Origin of the sequence: Pseudomonas sp. EA_65y_Pfl2_P78 (assembly GCF_963970495.1) — a bacterium.
In the GTDB taxonomy this organism is placed as follows: domain Bacteria; phylum Pseudomonadota; class Gammaproteobacteria; order Pseudomonadales; family Pseudomonadaceae; genus Aquipseudomonas; species Aquipseudomonas baetica_A.
The window spans coordinates 1-20,001 of the sequence record NZ_CAXAON010000017.1; the positions used below are offsets into that span (position 1 = coordinate 1).

The 20,001-nt window shown below is 58.5% G+C and carries 22 protein-coding genes; 2 read left to right on the forward strand and 20 right to left on the reverse strand.

Annotated features, from left to right (window positions below):
• The coding region (locus AACY02_RS14760) for an Ig-like domain-containing protein (protein ID WP_339432594.1) at positions 1-1,953 on the forward strand (1,953 nt) is incomplete at its 5' end.
• A gap of 617 nt (positions 1,954-2,570) precedes the next feature.
• Positions 2,571-2,930 carry a DUF6124 family protein gene (locus tag AACY02_RS14765; protein ID WP_339432595.1) on the forward strand — a complete coding sequence of 120 codons (360 nt, stop codon included), beginning with the start codon at positions 2,571-2,573 and terminating at the stop codon, positions 2,928-2,930.
• A gap of 453 nt (positions 2,931-3,383) precedes the next feature.
• Here AACY02_RS14765 and AACY02_RS14770 read toward each other — a convergent pair whose 3' ends face one another.
• The 20 genes from AACY02_RS14770 to fliE all read right to left on the reverse strand — a co-directional run bounded on the left by AACY02_RS14770 (position 3,384) and on the right by fliE (position 19,912).
• The gene (locus AACY02_RS14770) at positions 3,384-4,052 is read right to left on the reverse strand and encodes a hypothetical protein (protein ID WP_339432596.1); all 669 of its coding nucleotides are present in this window, start codon (positions 4,050-4,052) and stop codon (positions 3,384-3,386) included.
• A 133-nt stretch (positions 4,053-4,185) separates the two neighbouring features.
• Positions 4,186-4,437 carry a hypothetical protein gene (locus AACY02_RS14775; protein WP_339432597.1) on the reverse strand — a complete coding sequence of 84 codons (252 nt, stop codon included), beginning with the start codon at positions 4,435-4,437 and terminating at the stop codon, positions 4,186-4,188.
• A gap of 135 nt (positions 4,438-4,572) precedes the next feature.
• Positions 4,573-5,712 carry a flagellar biosynthesis protein FlhB gene (gene flhB, locus AACY02_RS14780; RefSeq protein WP_339432598.1) on the reverse strand — a complete coding sequence of 380 codons (1,140 nt, stop codon included), beginning with the start codon at positions 5,710-5,712 and terminating at the stop codon, positions 4,573-4,575.
• Positions 5,713-5,715: 3 nt separating this feature from the next.
• Positions 5,716-6,501 carry a flagellar biosynthetic protein FliR gene (gene fliR / locus AACY02_RS14785; protein WP_122593412.1) on the reverse strand — a complete coding sequence of 262 codons (786 nt, stop codon included), beginning with the start codon at positions 6,499-6,501 and terminating at the stop codon, positions 5,716-5,718.
• Positions 6,502-6,504: 3 nt separating this feature from the next.
• Entirely contained in the window at positions 6,505-6,774 is a 270-nt protein-coding gene (gene fliQ / locus AACY02_RS14790; RefSeq protein ID WP_339432599.1) for a flagellar biosynthesis protein FliQ, read from the reverse strand.
• The gene (gene fliP / locus AACY02_RS14795) at positions 6,771-7,529 is read right to left on the reverse strand and encodes a flagellar type III secretion system pore protein FliP (RefSeq protein ID WP_339432600.1); all 759 of its coding nucleotides are present in this window, start codon (positions 7,527-7,529) and stop codon (positions 6,771-6,773) included. The genes fliQ and fliP overlap by 4 nt, the downstream gene beginning before the upstream one ends.
• Entirely contained in the window at positions 7,529-7,981 is a 453-nt protein-coding gene (fliO, locus tag AACY02_RS14800) for a flagellar biosynthetic protein FliO (protein ID WP_339432601.1), read from the reverse strand. The genes fliP and fliO overlap by 1 nt, the downstream gene beginning before the upstream one ends.
• Positions 7,982-8,437 (reverse strand): flagellar motor switch protein FliN, encoded by a 456-nt coding sequence (gene fliN / locus AACY02_RS14805; RefSeq protein WP_401138226.1) that lies wholly within the window; start codon positions 8,435-8,437, stop codon positions 7,982-7,984.
• Between the two features lie 56 nt (positions 8,438-8,493).
• On the reverse strand, positions 8,494-9,462 hold the full coding sequence (gene fliM, locus AACY02_RS14810; protein WP_003222890.1) for a flagellar motor switch protein FliM: 969 nt from the start codon (positions 9,460-9,462) through the stop codon (positions 8,494-8,496).
• Positions 9,463-9,471: 9 nt separating this feature from the next.
• On the reverse strand, positions 9,472-9,975 hold the full coding sequence (fliL, locus tag AACY02_RS14815) for a flagellar basal body-associated protein FliL (RefSeq protein ID WP_221731974.1): 504 nt from the start codon (positions 9,973-9,975) through the stop codon (positions 9,472-9,474).
• A gap of 211 nt (positions 9,976-10,186) precedes the next feature.
• Positions 10,187-11,545, reverse strand: coding sequence for a flagellar hook-length control protein FliK (locus AACY02_RS14820; RefSeq protein ID WP_339432602.1), 1,359 nt, complete (start codon positions 11,543-11,545; stop codon positions 10,187-10,189).
• 106 nt (positions 11,546-11,651) lie between these two features.
• Positions 11,652-11,999: an Hpt domain-containing protein gene (locus AACY02_RS14825; protein WP_339432603.1), complete on the reverse strand. Its 348-nt coding sequence runs from the start codon at positions 11,997-11,999 to the stop codon at positions 11,652-11,654.
• Positions 12,000-12,030: 31 nt separating this feature from the next.
• A complete protein-coding gene (locus AACY02_RS14830; protein WP_339432604.1) occupies positions 12,031-13,734 on the reverse strand; it encodes an ATP-binding SpoIIE family protein phosphatase in 1,704 nt (567 codons plus the stop codon).
• A 5-nt stretch (positions 13,735-13,739) separates the two neighbouring features.
• On the reverse strand, positions 13,740-14,045 hold the full coding sequence (locus AACY02_RS14835) for an STAS domain-containing protein (protein ID WP_339432605.1): 306 nt from the start codon (positions 14,043-14,045) through the stop codon (positions 13,740-13,742).
• Between the two features lie 110 nt (positions 14,046-14,155).
• Complete coding sequence (gene fliJ / locus AACY02_RS14840; RefSeq protein ID WP_339432606.1) at positions 14,156-14,605, reverse strand: flagellar export protein FliJ; 450 nt, start codon at positions 14,603-14,605, stop codon at positions 14,156-14,158.
• Between the two features lie 6 nt (positions 14,606-14,611).
• Positions 14,612-15,970 (reverse strand): flagellar protein export ATPase FliI, encoded by a 1,359-nt coding sequence (gene fliI / locus AACY02_RS14845; protein WP_339432607.1) that lies wholly within the window; start codon positions 15,968-15,970, stop codon positions 14,612-14,614.
• Positions 15,960-16,763, reverse strand: a complete 804-nt coding sequence (gene fliH / locus AACY02_RS14850; RefSeq protein ID WP_339432608.1) for a flagellar assembly protein FliH — start codon at positions 16,761-16,763, stop codon at positions 15,960-15,962. The genes fliI and fliH overlap by 11 nt, the downstream gene beginning before the upstream one ends.
• Positions 16,764-16,767: 4 nt before the next feature.
• On the reverse strand, positions 16,768-17,787 hold the full coding sequence (gene fliG, locus AACY02_RS14855) for a flagellar motor switch protein FliG (protein ID WP_007920042.1): 1,020 nt from the start codon (positions 17,785-17,787) through the stop codon (positions 16,768-16,770).
• Positions 17,780-19,567, reverse strand: coding sequence for a flagellar basal-body MS-ring/collar protein FliF (fliF, locus tag AACY02_RS14860; protein ID WP_339432609.1), 1,788 nt, complete (start codon positions 19,565-19,567; stop codon positions 17,780-17,782). Before fliF ends, fliG begins: the two co-directional genes overlap by 8 nt.
• 15 nt (positions 19,568-19,582) lie before the next feature.
• Positions 19,583-19,912 (reverse strand): flagellar hook-basal body complex protein FliE, encoded by a 330-nt coding sequence (gene fliE / locus AACY02_RS14865; protein WP_221731982.1) that lies wholly within the window; start codon positions 19,910-19,912, stop codon positions 19,583-19,585.
• Positions 19,913-20,001: the final 89 nt, after the last annotated feature.

Sequence of the window (20,001 nt, forward strand, 5' to 3'; positions counted from 1 at the left end):
AAGAACGGCGTCGGCCCGGACTTCGTCAGCGCCGAAGTGTGCGTGGCCTACCCGTATTGCCGGGCGTATGACCTCATCACCCTCAAGTGCAACGGCGAACTGCTGGAACCCAAGCCCAAGGTCAATCCGAATCAGGCGCCGCAACCGCCGAACCCCGGTGACGAAACCCCCATCACCATTTGCTTCACCGTCACCCGCGCCTTTCTGGACCAGGCGAAACGGCTGGATAAAAAACTGCATTTCTCCTACACCGTCACCGACCAGCTCGGCAACGGCCCGGACACGCCGTGGTCGCCGGTGCAGAGCGTGGATGAGGATCTGGATGGCGTCCTGCTGCCGATGCCAATTCTGCTGGAGCGCAAAGAAGACTATCCCGGTGATGACGCGAGCATCATTGACCTGGAAAAACTGGCGGGCGGGCCATTGCTGCTGGTCGTGATGACCAAAGACAACCGCTTTGTGGTGGGAGACGAGATTGTGGCGACCTATACCACTACCGGGCAAACCGCCCCCGTGGTCGTCAGGGGTAAAGTCGAAGAGGATCCGTTCCTTGGGAAATTGCCCAGTTTTCTTGAAGTGTCCAATGACAAGGTCTTCGCTGGCAGCAAGGTGACTGCGATTTATGAATTGCACAGGCCCAATGTGGGGTTGGTGGGGAGTTCCAATACGGCCACCGCAACGGTGACGGGAACAATCCCGGTCGATCTGAAGCCGCCAACCTTGGTGGCACCGGCGACCAACCCGGTTGATGTGTTGGCCTACGAAGAAGGTGTCACTGTGCGCGTCGAACACCTCTTGGCCTTGCCGGGGGACCAGGCTCGGTTGCTGGAAGTTGACCCCAAGCCCGACGCAAAGCCCTTTCCGTTACTGACGCTCAACCAGAATAAACGCGCCAACTTCAAACTTGATCCCGCGTTTCTCGTCGAACGGCGCGGAACAACCATCAAATTGCGTTGGGAATTGATTCGCGGAGGAAAATCCGAAGGTGAGTCCCCGGATCTGGTGCTGACTATCCAACCTATCGCCGAGAATGACCGGCGGTTACCGACACCGAACATTGCCGGCAACACTGGTAAGGAACTGGACGTTCAAGACCTCACGGCAGACGCGCGGATTCTCGCGGTGAAATGGCCGTTGTTCAAGCTGGGGCAACCGATCTGGGTCACGTCTGCAGGCTTTGACAAGAATGGTGATCCCGTCAGCAAGGACGTCAGGTCGGGAGAGCTCAATGATTCGACGGCTGGATTGTCGGTGGAGGCGCCGGCTGAGTGGCTTAAAGGCCTCAAGGACGGGTCTGAACTGACGACTACCGTAAAAATAAATCTGGATGAAGTCGTCGATGCCGCTAGGGCAGTGGCCTTGCCGTTGCGCACTTATACTGTCAAGGCGTTGCATCCTTTCACCATAGAACCCGCCCTCATGGAGATTAATGGCCTAAACGTCAATGCGGACTTTCTTGCCCTGACCGGCACCCCTGCACCCGAAACGACACAAACACGGGTTCCAACTTCTGGAGATGGCAGCTACTCCTATTTTTCTAGTGCTACCGACGTAGCGACCGTTAATAGTAACGGGCTGGTCAGCGGCCACAAAAACGCAAGTGCGACTATTACTGTGCGAGAAAACAGCACTCAACGTGAAGTCTCATTCCCCGTAAAAGTGCAAAATGTTGTACGCCTTGTCATGACCCCTACACATACATACAGCATCAGCGCAGCTATTAACTGGATGAATTCAATTGGCGGATCACCTGTTTCAAATGCAGCTATTGAAGTACTGAAAGTCAAATACAGGCCACTGGCATCCAGCGCAGGCGGCTGGCTATGTCGTAATGATGGATGTGGCGCCGGACAATACCTTTCGGTCATAACCAATAACCCAAACGCATGGTACATCGCCTGTTTCACCGGTAATAACTCACAGGCACACGGCTGGTGCCTTCTGCCTGGCTGAGTTTGACGCACAACAGACGGCACACGTGCTCGATGCTAAGCAAAATGGTGACAGTTTGCGGGACACTTTTAGGAGCTGCCGCCGGGTGCGATCTCTTGTCTTTTAAACTCTAAGTAATTTGGTGACGGATTATTTAACCAATGATTTAAACAGCGGCGCTTGATCGAGATTTTTCTACTGACCGGTATCGCCCTTTCGCGGGCAAGCTCGCTCCCACAGGGAAACGCATTTCAAATGTGGGAGTGAGCTTGCTCGCGAACGGGCCAGTGAAGTCAGCGCAAATCGCCTTTTAAACTCAGGCGTTTAAAAGACACCTTCAGACACGCCTTTCAGGCTACAAATTCTTGCGCCATTGCCTACAGCTACGACAGAATCCGCCGGCTTGTGCGCCTTGGGGGCGGGTTCTATTGTGGTCCGGTCGCTGACGAATCAGCGATCGGGTCTCGCAGCCCGTCGATCTCTGGACGCACAACACCCGTTTTTTTTATGGCGGCTGTACGTGGGAGACCTTCGGGTCTGCCGGTTCTAGAGTCCCGGTCTGCGACCCGCGTATAGCTGCCACCCTCATTCGTCTCGCAGCGAACGCTGGCAGCTCCAATGACTCTAGGAGCTTCACCATGATCAAACCAACACCCAACCCACCCGAAATCGACCTCGCCTCCCCCTACGAATCCCTCGATTCAAAAAAACTCAACGATGCCGCCGAACGCGCCCTCGATCACTACCTCTGCCCACCCGGCTCCACGCCACCACCGCGTAAAACCCGCCGGATGTACGCCGTTACCGCTGACTTCAAAAATGAGGAACTGCTGGCCGATGCCAGCGAAACACTCGCCTCAGCCAGAACCATCGCTCATGACTTCGCCCATCTCATACCCGCATCGCAGCGCAGGACGCTGCTGGGGATCGCGCAACTGATCATGCTCGGCGAGCTGGCGGTGAATCGGGTGATGGATAATCTGGAGTTGCCGAATTAGCAGGTTGCTGACGCTTTCGGGAGCAAGCCCCCTCCCACAGGTTCAGCGTTGTGAACCCAGACTTGTGATCGACACCACCCCCTGTGGGAGCGGGTTTGCTCGCGAAGGCTGCTTCACAGCCAACACCTGTATTCAGGCATAAAAAAACCGCCGCCCGACTCAATCCGGACAGCGGTTTTTTGTTTCATGGCTCAACGGGGACAGGGCACCGTTTTGTATGAATGTGGTTCGTCCTTGCTTCACCCAGTAGTGCCCAAGCCCATAGAGTAGGGGGAGTGCGTCTGTTCACGACTTAGGTGCGTCAGGCGACAAAACCTATAGGAAGACTTTTTCATACCTGAATAAGCCTGGATTACACATAGATCAAAAGATCGCAGCCTTCGGAAGCTACCACTGAGGTTCATCTCAACGGTAGGAGTTGCCGTGGCTGCGATCTTTTGGTTTGAGCGCTGGTTACTGCGCGGTCAGAATCTGCTTGGGCGAAATATTACCGAAGGCGAGTTGTTTGCTATCAATGTACTGCGTACCCCGGAATATTGCCTGCCCGTCGACCTCAACGAAATCCTCATCCATGTACATGAGCACGACCTTGGTTTCTGGCACCTTGATCTGTGGAACCGCCGAATGGCCCTGCAGCAGATTGAGGGCCCAATGAAACTGAATAATTGGCAAATCACCTATTTCAATCTGGCTCGTGCCGTCCAGTGACCGAAAGTCTTGCCGTGCCGTCATGCGTAGCTTGCGGCCGATCAGCTCGAACACCGGCTTGCCATAACGCGCCTCCAAATCACGCCCCGTCGCCCATTGATCCATGTAATAGCCTGGCGAGGTGAACAGCTCGAACAACGCCTGGTTGTCGTGGATTTTCCCCGCAGCGTCAAACAAATAGTTGTAGGAGTAGTGATAAGCCAGACCGTAGAGCTCGGGCCTGATGGCGTTGATCGGATTATCGAGATAATCCGGGACATAAATATTGGCCATCTGCACAAAGTGGATGAAGTCCAGATCCAGATCGAAGCTGACCGTGTACCGGATAGACCTTTCCTTCGGATTCGCCTCCAACCTCCCTGAAACATATTCCAGCGTCATGCCTTCGAGTTTTTTGTAGATTCGTTCTGTCATGATCGTGCTCTCTGCGCCGAGGGATTATTCCCGAATGTATGGCAGCGCAGCTGGAGGGTGGCGTCTACTGTCAGATCTGACAGGCAGACAGGGTTTTCAGACAGACGGTAACCCTCCGTCGTACAGCCGCAGACTACTTCAGCGGGCGATCTGGATTAATTCGTAGATTTGTTGCTTCTCCTCCCGCCGTTTTCGGTTCGTCAAACTCGACCGGATCGCCCACTTTGATTTTTTCACGATGTTCGTCCATCAACGCAATACTGAACTTGTAACCTTTGTCCGCCAGAAAAAAACCTGTTGCGGCAGCAAAAGAACTTCCCGAGCGCGTCGGGGTGATGATGCCTTTACCGGTTTTGGGGTCATAGCTGCTGAACGTACCTTTCATTGTCGTGCTCCCTTGCGTCTGCTCGAAGTACCCGTATCGGGTACTGGGTGTTAACAAGCATCAAACTGCAAAAGCTCAACAAGCGCACCTGTCAGAGTTGACAGGTGCAAACCGAATTCAGACAGACGGCAACTGTCAGGAATCGCGGCGCAGATCCGGCGGAATCGGCAAATCATCCTTGAGCGGATCCGGGCGCTTGCCCTTGCCGGCGCGGTATTGGCGAATCTGGTAGACGTAGGCCAACACCTGAGCAACCGCCAGATACAACCCACCCGGGATTTCCTGATCCAGTTCAGTGGAGTAGTAGATCGAGCGCGCCAACCCCGGCGATTCGAGGAGCATGACGTTGTTGGCTACGGCGATTTCGCGGATCTTCAGCGCCAGGAAGTCGCTGCCCTTGGCCAGCAGCACCGGCGCCCCGCCCTTTTCCGAATCGTATTTGAGCGCGACGGCGTAGTGAGTCGGGTTGGTGATGACCACGTCGGCGTCGGGAATCGCCGCCATCATCCGCCGCTGGGACATTTCGCGCTGGGTCTGGCGAATGCGCTGCTTGACCTCCGGCCGCCCCTCCTGATCCTTGTGCTCGTCGCGCACTTCCTGCTTGGTCATCAGCAGTTTCTTGTGGGCTTCCCAGAGCTGCACCGGCACGTCGACGGCGGCGATGATGATCAGGCCACAGGCCAGCCACAACGCACTCCAGCCGACCAGCGTGACGCTGTGAATGATGGCCATTTCAAGCGGCTCGTGGGCGATCCGCAAAAAGTCGTCGACGTCCGCCGACAACACCGCCAACGCCACGCCCAAGGTAATCAGAAACTTGGCCAGCGCCTTGAGCAGTTCGACCACCGCCTTGAACGAAAACATCCGCTTCAGGCCCGACGCCGGGTTCATCCGACTGAACTTGGGCGCCATGGAGCCCGCCGCAAACAGCCAGCCCCCGAGGGAAATCGGCCCGATCAGCGCCGCCAGCAGCAGGGTGATCATGATCGGCTGGATCGCCAACAGCGCCATCTGGCCCGACTGCAACAGAAACGCGCCCATGGAGCCCTGATCCATGATTACCTCACGGGACAGCGTGAAGTTCAGGCGCATCAGCTCCATCAAGTCTTCAGCCAACATGCCGCCGAACACCAGCAGCGCGCCGGCACCGGCCATCATCACGGCAAGGGTGTTGAGTTCTTTGGAACGAGCGATCTCACCCTTCTCGCGGGAGTCCTTTTTACGTTTTTCCGTGGGGTCTTCTGTTTTGTCCTGACCACTTTCGCTCTCCGCCATGACTCAGCGCGCCCGTGCCAGTTCGCGTAACAACTGCAAGGCCTCGGTGGCCAGCGGTTGATACTGATTGAGAATATCCGCCAGACCAACCCAGACGATGAACAGCCCGAGCACCAGAGTCAGCGGGAAACCGATGGAGAAAATGTTCAATTGAGGCGCCGCACGGGTCATCACGCCAAACGCGATGTTGACCACCAGCAGCGCAGTGACCGCCGGCAATACCAGCAATAATGCAGCCCCCAGCACCCAGCCGAGTTTGCCGGCCAGCTCCCAGTACTGCGCGGTCATCAAACCGCCGCCGACGGGCAGCGTGGTGAAGCTTTCGGTGAGGACTTCGAACACTACCAAATGGCCGTTCATCGACAGGAACAACAGGGTCACGAGCATGGTAAAGAACTGCCCGATCACCGCCACCGAGACGCCGTTGGCCGGGTCGACCATCGAGGCGAAGCCCATACCCATCTGTATCGCGACGATCTGTCCGGCCACGGCAAACGCCTGAAAGAACAACTGCAGGGAAAACCCCAGAACGGCGCCGACCAGGATCTGCTCGGCAATCAGCAACAAACCGCTGAGATCCAATGGGCTGACCGCCGGCATCGGCGGCAGGCTCGGCGCAATGCACACGGTGATGGCCACGGCGAAATACAAGCGTATCCGGCGCGACACCAGGGTCGTGCCGAACACTGGCATCACCATGAGCATTGAGGCGACGCGAAACAGCGGCAACATGAACGAGGCCACCCAGGTACTGATCTGGGTATCGGTCAGCTGAAGCAGCGATTGCATGGCTTAGCCGATGACCATCGGTATGTTTTTGTACAACTGGATGATGTATTCCATGAACGTCTGCACGATCCAGGGGCCTGCGACGATCAGGGTCACCAGCATCACCAGCAGACGCGGCAGGAAGCTCAGGGTCTGTTCGTTGATCTGGGTCGCGGCCTGGAACATCGCCACCATCAAACCGACCAACAGGCTCGGCACCACCAGAATCGCAACCATCAATGTAGTCAGCCACAGTGCTTCACGAAAGATATCGACGGCGACTTCTGGCGTCATGGCGAGACACCTCCGAAACTGCTGGCCAGGGTGCCGATGATCAGCGCCCAGCCATCGACCAGCACGAACAGCATGATCTTGAACGGCAGCGAAATGATCAGCGGCGAAAGCATCATCATACCCATCGCCATCAGCACACTGGCCACGACCAGGTCGATGATCAGGAACGGGATGAAGATCATGAAACCGATCTGGAACGCGGTTTTAAGCTCCGAAGTGACAAACGCCGGTACCAGAATCGTCAGCGGCGCCTGATCAGGCGTGGCGATGTCGGTACGTTTGGACAGACGCATGAACAGCTCAAGGTCGCTGGAACGAGTCTGCGCGAGCATGAAGTCCTTGATCGGCACCTGCGCCTTTTCCACCGCTTGCTGAGCGGTGAGTTTTTCCGCCAGATACGGCTGCAAGGCATCGTTGTTCACCCGGTCGAACACTGGCGCCATGATGAACATCGTCAAAAACAGCGCCATACCTGTGAGGATCTGGTTCGACGGTGTCTGTTGCAGGCCAAGGGCCTGACGCAGAATCGAGAAGACGATGATGATCCGGGTGAAACTGGTCATCAGGATGACCGCCGCCGGGATAAAGCTCAGCGCGGTCATGATCAGCAGAATCTGCAGACTGACCGAATACTCCTGCGCGCCGTCGGCGTTGGTGCCCAGCGTGATTGCCGGGATCGACAACGGATCGGCGGCGAACGCCAGTGGCGCGGCCAGCAACAGGGCCAGCGTCAAGACGATGCGTAGCGCACCCATTACTTCGTATCCTTCTGATCCTTGCCGAGAATCTTCAGCAGATGCTGAGCAAATTCAGGGGTCGCTTTTTCACGGGTCGCAGGCACTTCGACCGGTTCCTTGAGCACATGCAGCGCGGTGATGGTGCCGGGGCTGAGCCCAAGCAAAATCTGCTCGTTGCCGACCCGCACCAGCAGCAAGCGGTCACGCGGACCGAGTGCGCGTGAACCGATCAGTTCGATCACTTGCCCCTTGCCGGCAGGTCCGGCCTGCTGGACCCGGCGCAACAGCCAGGCAAGGAAGAAGATCACGCCCAGCACCAGCAACAGGCCAAACACCAGTTGCGTCAACTGCCCGGCCACGCCGCTGTTGACCATTGGCGCTGTGGCGGCAGGCACCGTGGTGGCTGTCGACGGTTCGGCGGCCAGCACGCTCAGCGGCAATGCCAGCAAAGCCCAGAGAAACCGTTTCACTCAGCGCAGCTTCTTGATGCGTTCGCTTGGGCTGATCACGTCGGTCAGGCGGATGCCGAACTTCTCGTTGACCACGACCACTTCACCGTGAGCGATCAGGGTGCCGTTGACCAGCACATCCAGCGGCTCACCCGCCAGACGATCGAGCTCGATCACCGACCCCTGGTTCAGTTGCAGCAGGTTGCGAATGTTGATGTCGGTACTGCCCACTTCCATCGAGATGGACACCGGGATATCCAGGATCACGTCCAGGTTCGGACCGTCCAGTGTGACCGGGTCGTTATTCTTCGGCACGCTGCCAAACTCTTCCATCGTCAGACGGTCGGAGCTCGATGCGCCGGCATCAGCGGCCAGCAAGGCGTCGATGTCAGCCTGGCCGTCGCCAGTCTCTTCCAGTGCAGCAGCCCATTCATCGGCCAGTGCCTGATCGTCCTGGGCGTTCATATCGTCGTTCATCATTTGTCCTCGGCGGGCAAAAATTCAGCTAAATGTGTGGGGGTGAGAGCGCCGCTTCAGCGACGCTCGATGGGCTCGATTACCTGCAACGCGAGGTTGCCTTTGTGCGAACCCATCTTGACCTTGAAGGCTGGCACGCCGTTGGCGCGCATGATCATGTCTTCCGGCATTTCAACCGGGATCACATCGCCCGGCTGCATGTGCAGGATGTCGCGCAGCTTCAACTGACGGCGAGCAACGGTGGCGCCGATCGGTACGTCGACATCGAGCACGTCCTGGCGCAGGGCGTTGACCCAGCGTTCGTCCTGATCGTCGAGATCGGACTGGAAACCGGCGTCGAGCATTTCGCGCACCGGCTCGATCATCGAGTACGGCATGGTCACGTGCAGATCGCCGCCACCGCCATCGAGTTCGATGTGGAACGTGGAGACCACAATCGCTTCGCTCGGGCCGACGATGTTGGCCATGGCCGGGTTCACTTCCGAGTTGATGTACTCGAAATTGACTTCCATGATCGCCTGCCAGGCTTCTTTCAGATCGACGAACGCCTGCTCCAGCACCATGCGCACCACGCGCAGTTCGGTCGGGGTGAACTCACGCCCTTCGATCTTGGCGTGACGGCCGTCGCCGCCGAAGAAGTTGTCCACCAGTTTGAACACCAGTTTGGCGTCGAGGATGAACAGCGCGGTGCCGCGTAAAGGTTTGATCTTGACCAGGTTGAGACTGGTCGGCACGTACAGCGAGTGCACGTATTCGCCGAACTTCATCACCTGCACGCCACCGACGGCAACGTCCGCCGAGCGGCGCAGCATGTTGAACATGCTGATACGTGTGTAGCGGGCAAAACGCTCGTTGATCATTTCCAGGGTCGGCATACGCCCGCGGACGATGCGATCCTGACTGGTCAGGTCGTAGCTTTTGACACTGCCGGGTTCGGCAGCGTTATCGGTCTGTACCAGACCATCGTCGACGCCATGCAACAACGCGTCGATTTCATCCTGGGACAGCAGATCCTGCACGGCCATGTCGTGTTCCTACTGCAGTACGAAATTAGTGAAAAGCAACTGTTCGATCACCACTTTGCCCAGCTCTTTCTGCGCCACTTCCTGGACGCTGGCTGTGGCCTTCTGGCGCAACATCTCTTGCCCGACCGGGGTCGCCAGAGTGGCAAAATCCTGACCGGAGAAGAGCATCACCAGGTTATTGCGGATCACCGGCATGTGCACTTTGAGCGCTTCCAGATCGGCCTGATTACGCGCCAGCATGGTGATACTCACCTGCATGTAGCGCTGACGGCCGTTCTGGTTGTAGTTGGCGACGAATGCCGGCGCCATCGGCTCGAAAATCGCCGGTTGCTTACCAACCGGAACAGTCTCGGCCGCCTCGGCAGATTTGCTCTGGGCACTGTGCATGAAGAACCAGGTCGCCCCCACAGACGCGCCGATGGCCAGCAGCAATGCCAGCACGATCACAATGATCAGCTTGAGTTTGCCTTTGGTTGCAGGGTCTTTTACTGCTGCTGTTTCGCTCTTCGCCATGCCAATAATCCGTCACTATTCGGGTTTTCACAGTCGCACGGCAAGGCAAGAGCAAGTGTTATGCCAGAAGTGTCGGAGCAAATTGGGAGAACACACAAAACCAATGTGGGAGCGGGCTTGCTCGCGAATGCAGTGTGTCAGCCAACATTAATGTTGAATGTCATTGCGCATTCGCGAGCAAGCCCGCTCCCACAGGGGGTACTGGGTTGTGTCAGGCGTAGTAGTCGACGGCGCTGGAGCCAATCACGCTGGTGGTCTGCGCGACAGCTTCGGCCACGCTGACAGGCGCCAATTCTTCATCCGCCGAATCCAGTCGGCCACCGGCAGCACTGGTGCGACCGCTTTGGCCCTGCTGCGCCTGATCCTGACCTTGCTGCCCCTGCCAGCCACGGTTCTGGTCAGACACATTGACGTCGACCTGCCCCATACCCTGCTGGGCGAACATCTCGCGCAGACGATGCATCTGCCCGTCCAGCGCTTCACGCACACTCGGGTGCGCACTCATGAACGTCACCTGAGTCTGCTGGTCCGGAACCATATTGACCCGGATATCCAGACGCCCCAGTTCAGCGGGCTGCAACTGAATATCCGCCGCCTTCAGATTGGCGCTCGACAGATACATGACGCGGTTGACCACTTCTTCAGTCCAGCCGCTTTGATGCATGGCGATTGGCTGGCTTACCGGTACGACGTTGGCGGTCTTAGGCGTGGCTGCCTGGGTCAGTGCCGCCAGACGGTTGGCGAAGTCGTCGACCCGAGTGTCACTGGTGGCGGATTTGAGGTCTTTGAGCCCGTCATCGATCAGGCCGCTGAAAGCCTTCTCCCCACCCTGACTGGTACTGTCCTTGTCGGCCTGCACATCGAGCATGCTGGCCATGCCCGCGGCGAAGTTCTGCGCCGAGGTCAATTCACCGTCGGCCTGAGCCTGTGCGGGAGCAGCTTTGGGTTGCGCCTGACTGGCAGAGGAAATGTGTCCGCCCTGCTCCATCGCCATGCGCACCACCGGGAGCGAGTCGAGGGGATCGGCTGCCGGGTCGAAATCACTGTCGGCGGTGGCCGAAGGGTCCTTGACCGCACTGGGCTGCAAGGCTACTGCCGGGGTATCGGTTTTGGTGGAAGGTGTCGCTTCGACAACCGGGGCCGGCCCCACAGGAGCCGTGACGACCGGTTGCACGCTTTCTGCCAGTGCCGGATCGACCGGTGTAGCGTCCGCCACTGGGGCCTGAGCGGTGTCCGGGCTGTCGTCGCTGTTGTTTGTCTTGTCGTCGGCTGCCGGTGTTTTGTCGGCAGGCAAGTCATTGCCGCTATCGGCAACCGTCGGTTGTGCGGCGGCAGCCGAATCCTTGCCAACGTCCGTTTTACCGCTGTTGTCAGCAACCTTGTCACGCGCCGGTTTAATCGCCATGTCGGGGGTTGCGGCAGATTTTCTCGGGCCTTGATCGGCAAACACTTCAGCGAAGCTTGAGGCCTTGCCCCCGGCGTCCAGGGCCATTGCCGACGACTTGGCAGAGGCAGCTTGAGCCTTCGCCTGAGCGGCGCTCTGAAGAAGAATGTTGGGGGTCGCAGGCATAAAACGGTCTCCGCTGCACTGGGATCGTAGGTACAGTTGACCGAGATATCTGCAAGTGCCGGGCCAGTTTTGTCCGGCGCCGAAGAAAAGCGCCGGACGGTGGGAGTCAGTGAGTCAGCGCTTGCTGTCGCTCTTTTTCGTAGACAGCGCTTATAAACTCAAACTCGCCAATGATATCGGCGATCAGTTGGGCAATTTGCGTCGCACTCTTGTCCTTGGCTTCGGCTTCCAGTTCACGACACAGTTCAGCCAATCGAATGGCTCCCATGTTACTGGCACTGCCCTTGAAACTATGGGCAACGTCCGACAGCGCTTTGGCGTCGACGGTGACTTGAAGATCGTCCAGACGCAGCCTGGAGTCGGCCAGAAAGGTATCCAGCAGTTCCGGGTAACCTTCCTCCATGACTTCGCGCAGGACGCTCAGCGTTTCGTGATCCACATGTTCGTCAGTCACTTGCTCACTCCTTGATCAAGAATTGCGCGGATTATGCACCAACCCCCCAGGAAAATTCCACGCGGGCACTACGGCCCTGGTCCGACCAGCTCGCGTTGCGCCCCAATTGGCGGATCAAGCTGACACCACGCCCCGACAGACGGACATCTTCGATTGGCCGATCCATCACCCGGGCAACATCAAAGCCCTTGCCACTGTCTTCAACCCGAATGACCAGACAGCCACCTGAACCTTGCGGCTGCACCTGTAGATGTACGCGGACATAACCGTCCTGCAATGCTTCCAGACGCGCATTGCGCTGTTCATAGTAGCGGGCGAATCCGGCAGCATCGCGTTTGAGACTGGAATCCAGCCCCAACACTCCGTGCTCCAGTGCATTGGAATACAACTCGGCGAGCACGCTGTACAACGCGCCGCTTTGCGCTCGCAACCCATGCACTTCGAGCAGCAACTGCAACAGGTATGGCAATGGATTGAAACGCTTGAGCGTAGCGCCGCGAAACTCGAAGCTCACCGACCAGTCCAGCGGGCACGACTGGCCGCTGTCCGAATACATCGGCTGCGAAGGATTGGCCTGCACTGGCTCCAGCAGGCTGATCTCGACCATGCTCACGTCATCACGCGCCTCACCACGAAAATCGCACAGCGCCCGCTCGATATCCTCGAACAACCGATCAGGCTCGCGATTGGCAGCAAACACCTGCTGCAAACGCTCGACACCGAACAGTTGATCATGGGCATTGCTGGTGTCGATCACCCCGTCGGACAACAGGAAAACCCGATCACCGACAGCCATCGGATAGACTTGCGTACTGTCATCGAACGCTTGCGGACTCAGAACGCCCAGCGGCAGATGCTGCGCGGCCAACGGAATACGCTCGCCGCTGGCAATCCGGTGCAGATAGCCGTCAGGCATGCCGCCGTTCCAGACCTCCACCGAACGCCTCTGGAAACTCAGGCACAGCAGCGTTGCGCAGCAAAACATGTCCACCGGCAAAATACGCTTGAGCTTGGCATTCATCTCTCGCAGGGTTTCGGCCAGGCCGTAGCCCTTGGCCGTCATGCCGTAAAACACTTCGGCCAACGGCATGGCACCCACCGCGGCCGGCAAACCGTGGCCGGTAAAATCGCCTAACAGCAAATACATGTCGCCCGCGGGGGTGTGCGCCGCCAGCAGCAGGTCACCATTGAACAGCGCATAGGGCGATTGCAAATAGCGGATATTCGGCGCACTCAGACAACCGGAATGCGCGACCTTATCAAACACCGCTTTGGCGACACGTTGCTCGTTGAGCAAATAATGGTGATGTTTGGCAATCAGGTCGCGCTGTTGCAGCACAGTGGCCTGCAAACGGCGCAACCGATCCATCGCCTTGATTTTGGCGGCGAGGATGACCTGGTTGTAGGGCTTCGCCAGAAAGTCGTCACCTCCTGCCTCAAGGCAACGCGCCAGGGCTTCACTTTCGGTCAGCGACGTGAGGAAGATGATCGGCACCAGGGTTTCCCCTGCCAGCGCCTTGATCTGTCGCGCGGCCTCGAAACCGTCCATCACCGGCATCATCGCGTCCATCAGGACAAGACTGGGTTGCTGACGGCGGAAAATATCGACGGCTTCGGCACCGTTGGCCGCCGTGAGCACTTCATGGCCCTGACGACGAACGATGGTCGACAGCAGCAAACGGTCAGCGGCGCTGTCTTCGGCGATCAGGATCGTCAGCGGCTCTTGCGCCTGCATGGTCGTCAACTGATGTGGAAGAGCTTGTCGAAGTTGGAAATGGCGAGAATTTTGCGTACGTCGGAGCTGCTGTTGACCACCCGTACGTCCGATTCATCACCGCCAGCATGATCGCGCAGCAGGAGCAGCATACCCAGCGCAGAGCTGTCGAGATAGGTCGCGTCTTTAAGGTCGACCACGATGGACTCAGGCTTACGGCTGAGCCCCTCATAAGACTCGCGAAACTCCTGATGGCGACCGAAATCGAAACGCCCCTTGACCGAGATCGTCAGTTTTTGACCATCCGGAGATACTTCTCTAACGACTGACATTGACTGGCTTCCTTGTCATTGCGAACGTGTACAAGGTTTAGCACTTGGCATGCGCAGGAGCAAGGCGCAATACACGATCAAATACATGTACGAGCTTGAGGTACTTATTTTTAGTAAGGATCATGTCGGGGTAGACGTTGGGACAACTCGTCGAGCAACTTCTGCTCGCGTTTGTCTTCAAGGCGCTGCGCCTCCTCGCGATAGCGCTGCACCAGTTTGCGCAGGCCTTCAACTTTGGCGAAGGCCTGCTGCCAAGCCTCACGCGCCTTGTCCAAATTATTCTGATGCCAGACCAGGCTCTGGCGCTGCTGATCAACGGCGGTGTCGAGTTGCGCCAGAAACCCCTGAAACCCTAGCAGCCATTGCCCGCTAACACCGGTGCTGCCGCGCACGATCCATTGCTGCGAGTAATCGAGACGAAAGGCATGCAGGTCGGCGAGCTTGCTTTCGGCTACCTTCACTTGCCCCTGGAAATAGCCCAAACGCTGCACGGCGGTTTTCTCGGCTTGCTCGGCCATGTCCACTACCGGCGCCAGGCGCGCTGCTCGGCTGACAGCCATGGCCGGTTATCCGCCCGCCGCTGGCGCGAAGAGGGTTTCAAGATAGGCTTGGCTCTCCCCCATGTTGATGCTGTCGTTCAGCCCCTGACGCTGATACCTGACCAATTGTGGTTGCAGGGAAATCGCCAGATCGGTCTCGCGGTCACCACCTGCAACATAAGCGCCGACGCTGATCAGATCGCGACTCTGCTGATAACGCGACCATAGCTGTTTGAAATACTGCGCGCGCTGCATGTGTTCCGACGACACCACCGCTGGCATTACCCGACTGATCGACGCTTCGATATCGATGGCCGGGTAGTGCCCTTCCTCGGCCAGGCGCCGGGACAGCACGATGTGGCCGTCAAGTACGCCTCGGGCCGAGTCGGCAATCGGGTCCTGCTGGTCATCGCCTTCGGACAACACGGTATAGAACGCGGTAATCGACCCCCCGCCCTTCTCCGCATTACCGGCGCGCTCCACCAACTTGGGCAACTTGGCAAACACCGACGGCGGATACCCCTTGGTCGCGGGCGGCTCGCCGATGGCCAGGGCGATTTCCCGCTGGGCCTGGGCAAAACGGGTCAACGAATCCATCAGCAACAGAACGTTCTTGCCCTTGTCGCGAAAATACTCGGCGATCCGCGTGCAGTACATGGCTGCGCGCAGACGCATCAACGGCGCATCGTCCGCTGGCGAGGCCACCACCACCGAACGCTTGAGGCCTTCTTCACCGAGAATGTGCTCGATGAACTCCTTGACTTCACGACCCCGCTCACCGATCAGACCCACGACGATAATGTCGGCCTCAGTGAAGCGAGTCATCATGCCCAGCAATACGGATTTACCGACACCGGTACCGGCGAACAGGCCCAGTCGCTGCCCCCGGCCGACCGTCAACAAACCGTTGATGCAACGAATGCCCACATCCAGTGGAACACTGATCGGGTCACGGTTGAGCGGGTTGATCGTCGGGCCGTCCATCGGCACCCAGTCTTCGGCTTTCATGCCGCCCTTGCCGTCCAGCGCGCGACCGGCGCCGTCGAGCACACGACCGAGCATGCTCATGCCCATCGGCAAGCGACCGGTATCGGCCAGCGGCACCACACGGGCGCCCGGGGCGATACCGGCGACGCTGCCGACCGGCATCAAAAAGACTTTGCTACCGGAGAAGCCCATGACTTCCGCTTCAACCTGCGAAGGGTGATAGCTGTCGTCGTTGATCACCAGGCAGCGCGTGCCCATGGCTGCGCGCAGGCCTTCGGCTTCCAGCGTGAGGCCGACCATCCGCAGCAGGCGACCTTCGAGAATGGGCGCACCGGCCATTTCAGTGGCCTCGGCATAAGTGCTCAGGCGCTTGGCGAAACTGGTGCGTTCAAGGCGCATCGGTGGCGTCCGCGAGCGGCTCGTCTGGGGCCGCCACCGGTTTGGCGTCCTCAGGGATATCCAGACTCAAGTCCGGCGCGGCCGGGTGCAGAGCCTGTTCGTGCAACTGATCGAACAGCTTGTCCATGATCTGAGTGACGCGGGTTTCAATGCTCGCGTCGATTCGGCTTTGCTCGGTTTCAACGCGGCACCCACCCGGCATCAAGGATTCGTCCTCGACGATGCGCCAGGTTTCCTCATGACGCTCGCGCAGGGCTTTGGCCTGTTCGAAGTCCTGAGGGTTGATGTACAAGCGCACATTATCGACGCCCAGCGGCAGCAGCTTGAGGGCGTCGCGCATGACGTGTTCGATCTGGCTCGAGTCGATGGCCAACTCGCGCTTGATCACCTGTTTGGTGATGTGCTGTACGAGGTCGACCAACGACTTTTCGATCTGCGTGTCTTGTTCGGCGATGGGCTCGAACAGATGCCCCATCAATTGCTCAAGGCTGACAAGTTTAGCCTCCAAGGCCACTTCGGCCTCTTGACGCACCTTGAGCGTGGCACTGTGAAAACCCTCTTTTTCGCCGATGGCGAAACCCTCGTTGTAGGCCTCCTGACGGATGCTTTCGAGTTCTTCCAGGGTCAGTGGCTGGACTTCTTCCAGCGGCACTTCTTCCATTTCCGGCGGTTCGGGCTCCGGCTCCGGCTCGGGTTCCGGTTTCGGCGGATCGAAACTGGGCAGTGCCCAGGACTCGAAACTGCGAACATCCCGGGCACGGATCAGATCCGTCACATCGTCATGCTTGTCCATGGGCTTAGATCATTTCCTCGCCGCCCTTGCCACCGAGCACAATCTCGCCGGCTTCGGCCATACGACGGGCAATGGTGAGGATTTCTTTCTGTGCCGTTTCCACGTCGCTGACACGCACCGGACCTTTGGCCTCGAGGTCGTCGCGCAACAGTTCGGCCGCACGTTTGGACATGTTCTTGAAGATCTTCTCTTTGACGCCTTCGTCCGAACCCTTGAGGGCCAGCACCAGCACGTCGGAAGACACTTCGCGCAGCAGCGCCTGAATGCCGCGGTCGTCGACATCGGCCAGGTTGTTGAACACGAACATGAGGTCTTCGATCTGACCGGACAGGTCTTCGTCGACTTCGCGGATCGAGTCCATGAGCTGCCCTTCGATCGAGCTGTCGAGGAAGTTCATGATGTCCGCCGCACGCTTGATGCCACCCAGGGTGGTGCGCGAGGCGTTCGAGTTGCCGGAGAACTGCTTCTCGAGAATCTGGTTCAGTTCTTTCAGTGCCGCTGGCTGCACGGTGTTCAACGACGAGACGCGCAGGATGATGTCCAGACGCACCTTGTGGTCGAAGTTGCCAAGCACCTCACCGGCCTGATCCGGATCGAGGTACGCGACCACGATGGCCTGGATCTGCGGGTGCTCGTAACGAATGACGTCGGCAACGGCACGCGGCTCCATCCATTTCAGGCTGTCCAGGCCGCTGGTGTTGCCACCGAGCAGGATGCGGTCGATCAGGCCGTTGGCCTTGTCTTCACCCAGGGCCTGGGTGAGCATTTTGCGCACATAGTCGTCGGAACCGACGCCCAGGCTGGTCTGGTCGCCGACGATGTCGACGAACTCGCTCATGACCTGCTCGACCTGCTCGCGATGGACGTTGCCCATCTGCGCCATGGCCACACCCACACGCTGAACCTCTTTGGGCCCCATGTGGCGCAGCACTTGCGCAGCATCGGTCGAACCCAGGGACAGCAGCAGAATCGCGGCTTTGTCGACCTTGTTCAGTTTGACGGTAGCGGCTCGGTTATCACTCATCTGCGTTAATCCACTCTTTCACGACCTGAGCCACGCGACCCGGGTCTTCAGCCACCAGACTCTTGATTGCATTCAGCTGCGCGTCATAACCCTCGCTCGGGCTCGGCAACAGAATGCTCTGCGGACCACCGAGGCTTACGCGGTCGTTGGAAAGTTCGCCGTCCAGGCCGCCCATGCCACCGAGTTCCACGTCGCTGCCCAAACCGGCCAGCTCCTTGCCTTTGCCGCCGCCGGTGATGTTGTTGAGCACCGGACGCAGCACACCAAACACCAGCACCAGGATGAACAACACACCCAGCACCTGTTTGACGATGTCCCAGAACCATGGCTGGGAGTAGAACGGAATATCGGCAATCACTTCGCCGCGCTCGGCGGAGAACGGCATGTTGATCACGCTGACGCTGTCGCCACGGCTGGCGTCGAAACCGACGGCGTCCTGCACCAGACGGGTGAAGCGCGCCAATTCATCGGCGCTCCACGGCGCGCGGGTGATTTCCCCGTTGGCCGCATTGACCTTGACCTGATCGTCGACCACCACCGACACCGACAGCCGATTCAGGCGACCCTGCTGCTGCTTGGTGTGGCTGATGGAGCGATCGAGTTCGAAGTTCTTGGTGGATTGTTGACGCTTGTCAGCCGGGTACGGCGCGAGCATCGGCTGGCCGGTGGCCGGGTCCATGATCTGCTGACCGTTGGCATCAACCAATGGTTGACCTGGCTGGATCATGCCAGCCGCAGTGGCAGCACCACCGGTGGTTTGCGGCGCCGAAGCTGGCGACGGCGGCTGGTTGCTCAGCGCCCCTGGCACACCTTGCGGGCCGTTGCTGGCGGTACGCTGCTCGTTGACCGACTGCTCGCTGCGCAACGCCGGTTGATCCGGGTTGAACTGTTCGGCAGTGGATTCGACGGCGTTGAAATCGATATCGGCCGAGACTTCGGCCTTGTAGCGGTCGTTGCCCAGTACCGGTTGCAGAATGTTGTGCACGCGCTGGGTGAGCATGCTTTCCATGCGGCGGCTGTAATCGAACTGCTTGCCGGCCATGGTCATTTCGGAGTTTTCCGCCTGATCAGAGAGCAGGTTGCCCTTCTGGTCAACGACAGTGATCTGCGATTTGCTCAGCTCGGGAACGGAAGTCGCCACCAGGTTGATGATCGCCACCACCTGACCTGGCTCCAGCGAACGACCGGAGTACAGTTCAACCAGAACCGAGGCACTCGGCTTGCGCTCATCACGCACGAATACCGAACTCTTCGGAATCGCCAGGTGCACACGAGCACCCTTGACGTTGTTCAGGCTGGAAATGGTGCGCGCCAGTTCACCTTCCAGGCCACGACGATAACGGGTCGCTTCCATGAACTGGCTGGTGCCCAGCCCCTGTTCCTTGTCGAGGATCTCGAAACCGATATTGCCGTCGCTGGGAGTGACACCAGCGGCAGCGAGTTTCATCCGCGCACGGGACAGGTCATCGGCCTTGACCAGCAAGGCGCCGGAATTCGGCTCGACGGTATAAGGGATGTCGGCGGAGGCCAGGGTGTCCATGACCTGTTTGGCGTCCATGCCGGCAAGGCTGCCGTACAACGGACGGTAATCCGGCTGCTGCGACCACAACACCACGGCAAAGCCAATCGCCACACTCGCAGCCAGGCCGACCAACAGGCCTACCTGACGCAGCATGGTCATCTCGGAGAGGTTTTCCAGGAAGGATAGACCGAACAGCGGCGGTTTGCCGTCTATCGGGGTGGCCTTGGCCGGAACATTATCGGCGACTGCTTCTGCCATGACTCAATCTCGTCCTTAAACCGGCATCTGCATGATGTCTTGATATGCCTGAACCAGTTTGTTGCGTACCTGGGTCAGAGCCTGGAACGACACGCTGGCTTTTTGCGAAGCGATCATCACGTCCGTCAGATCGACGCCGCTTTTACCGATTTCAAAAGCGTTAGCCAACTGATTCGACGCCTGCTGGGTATCGCTGACTTTGTTGATCGCCTGACCGAGCATGTCGGAAAAGCTGCTGCCAGCCAGTTCAGGGACAGCGGCTGTCGATTTCGGCGCAGACATGGCATCCATTTTCATGGCCTTCATGTCCATCATCAACCGATTAAATTCAATACCTTGGCTCATGGTCTACTCTCTTTGGCGGCCCGCAATTTTTTGACACTCACTCGGCGGGTACACAGGTGTTAGCAACAAGGGTGCCAGCTCAGGGGCAG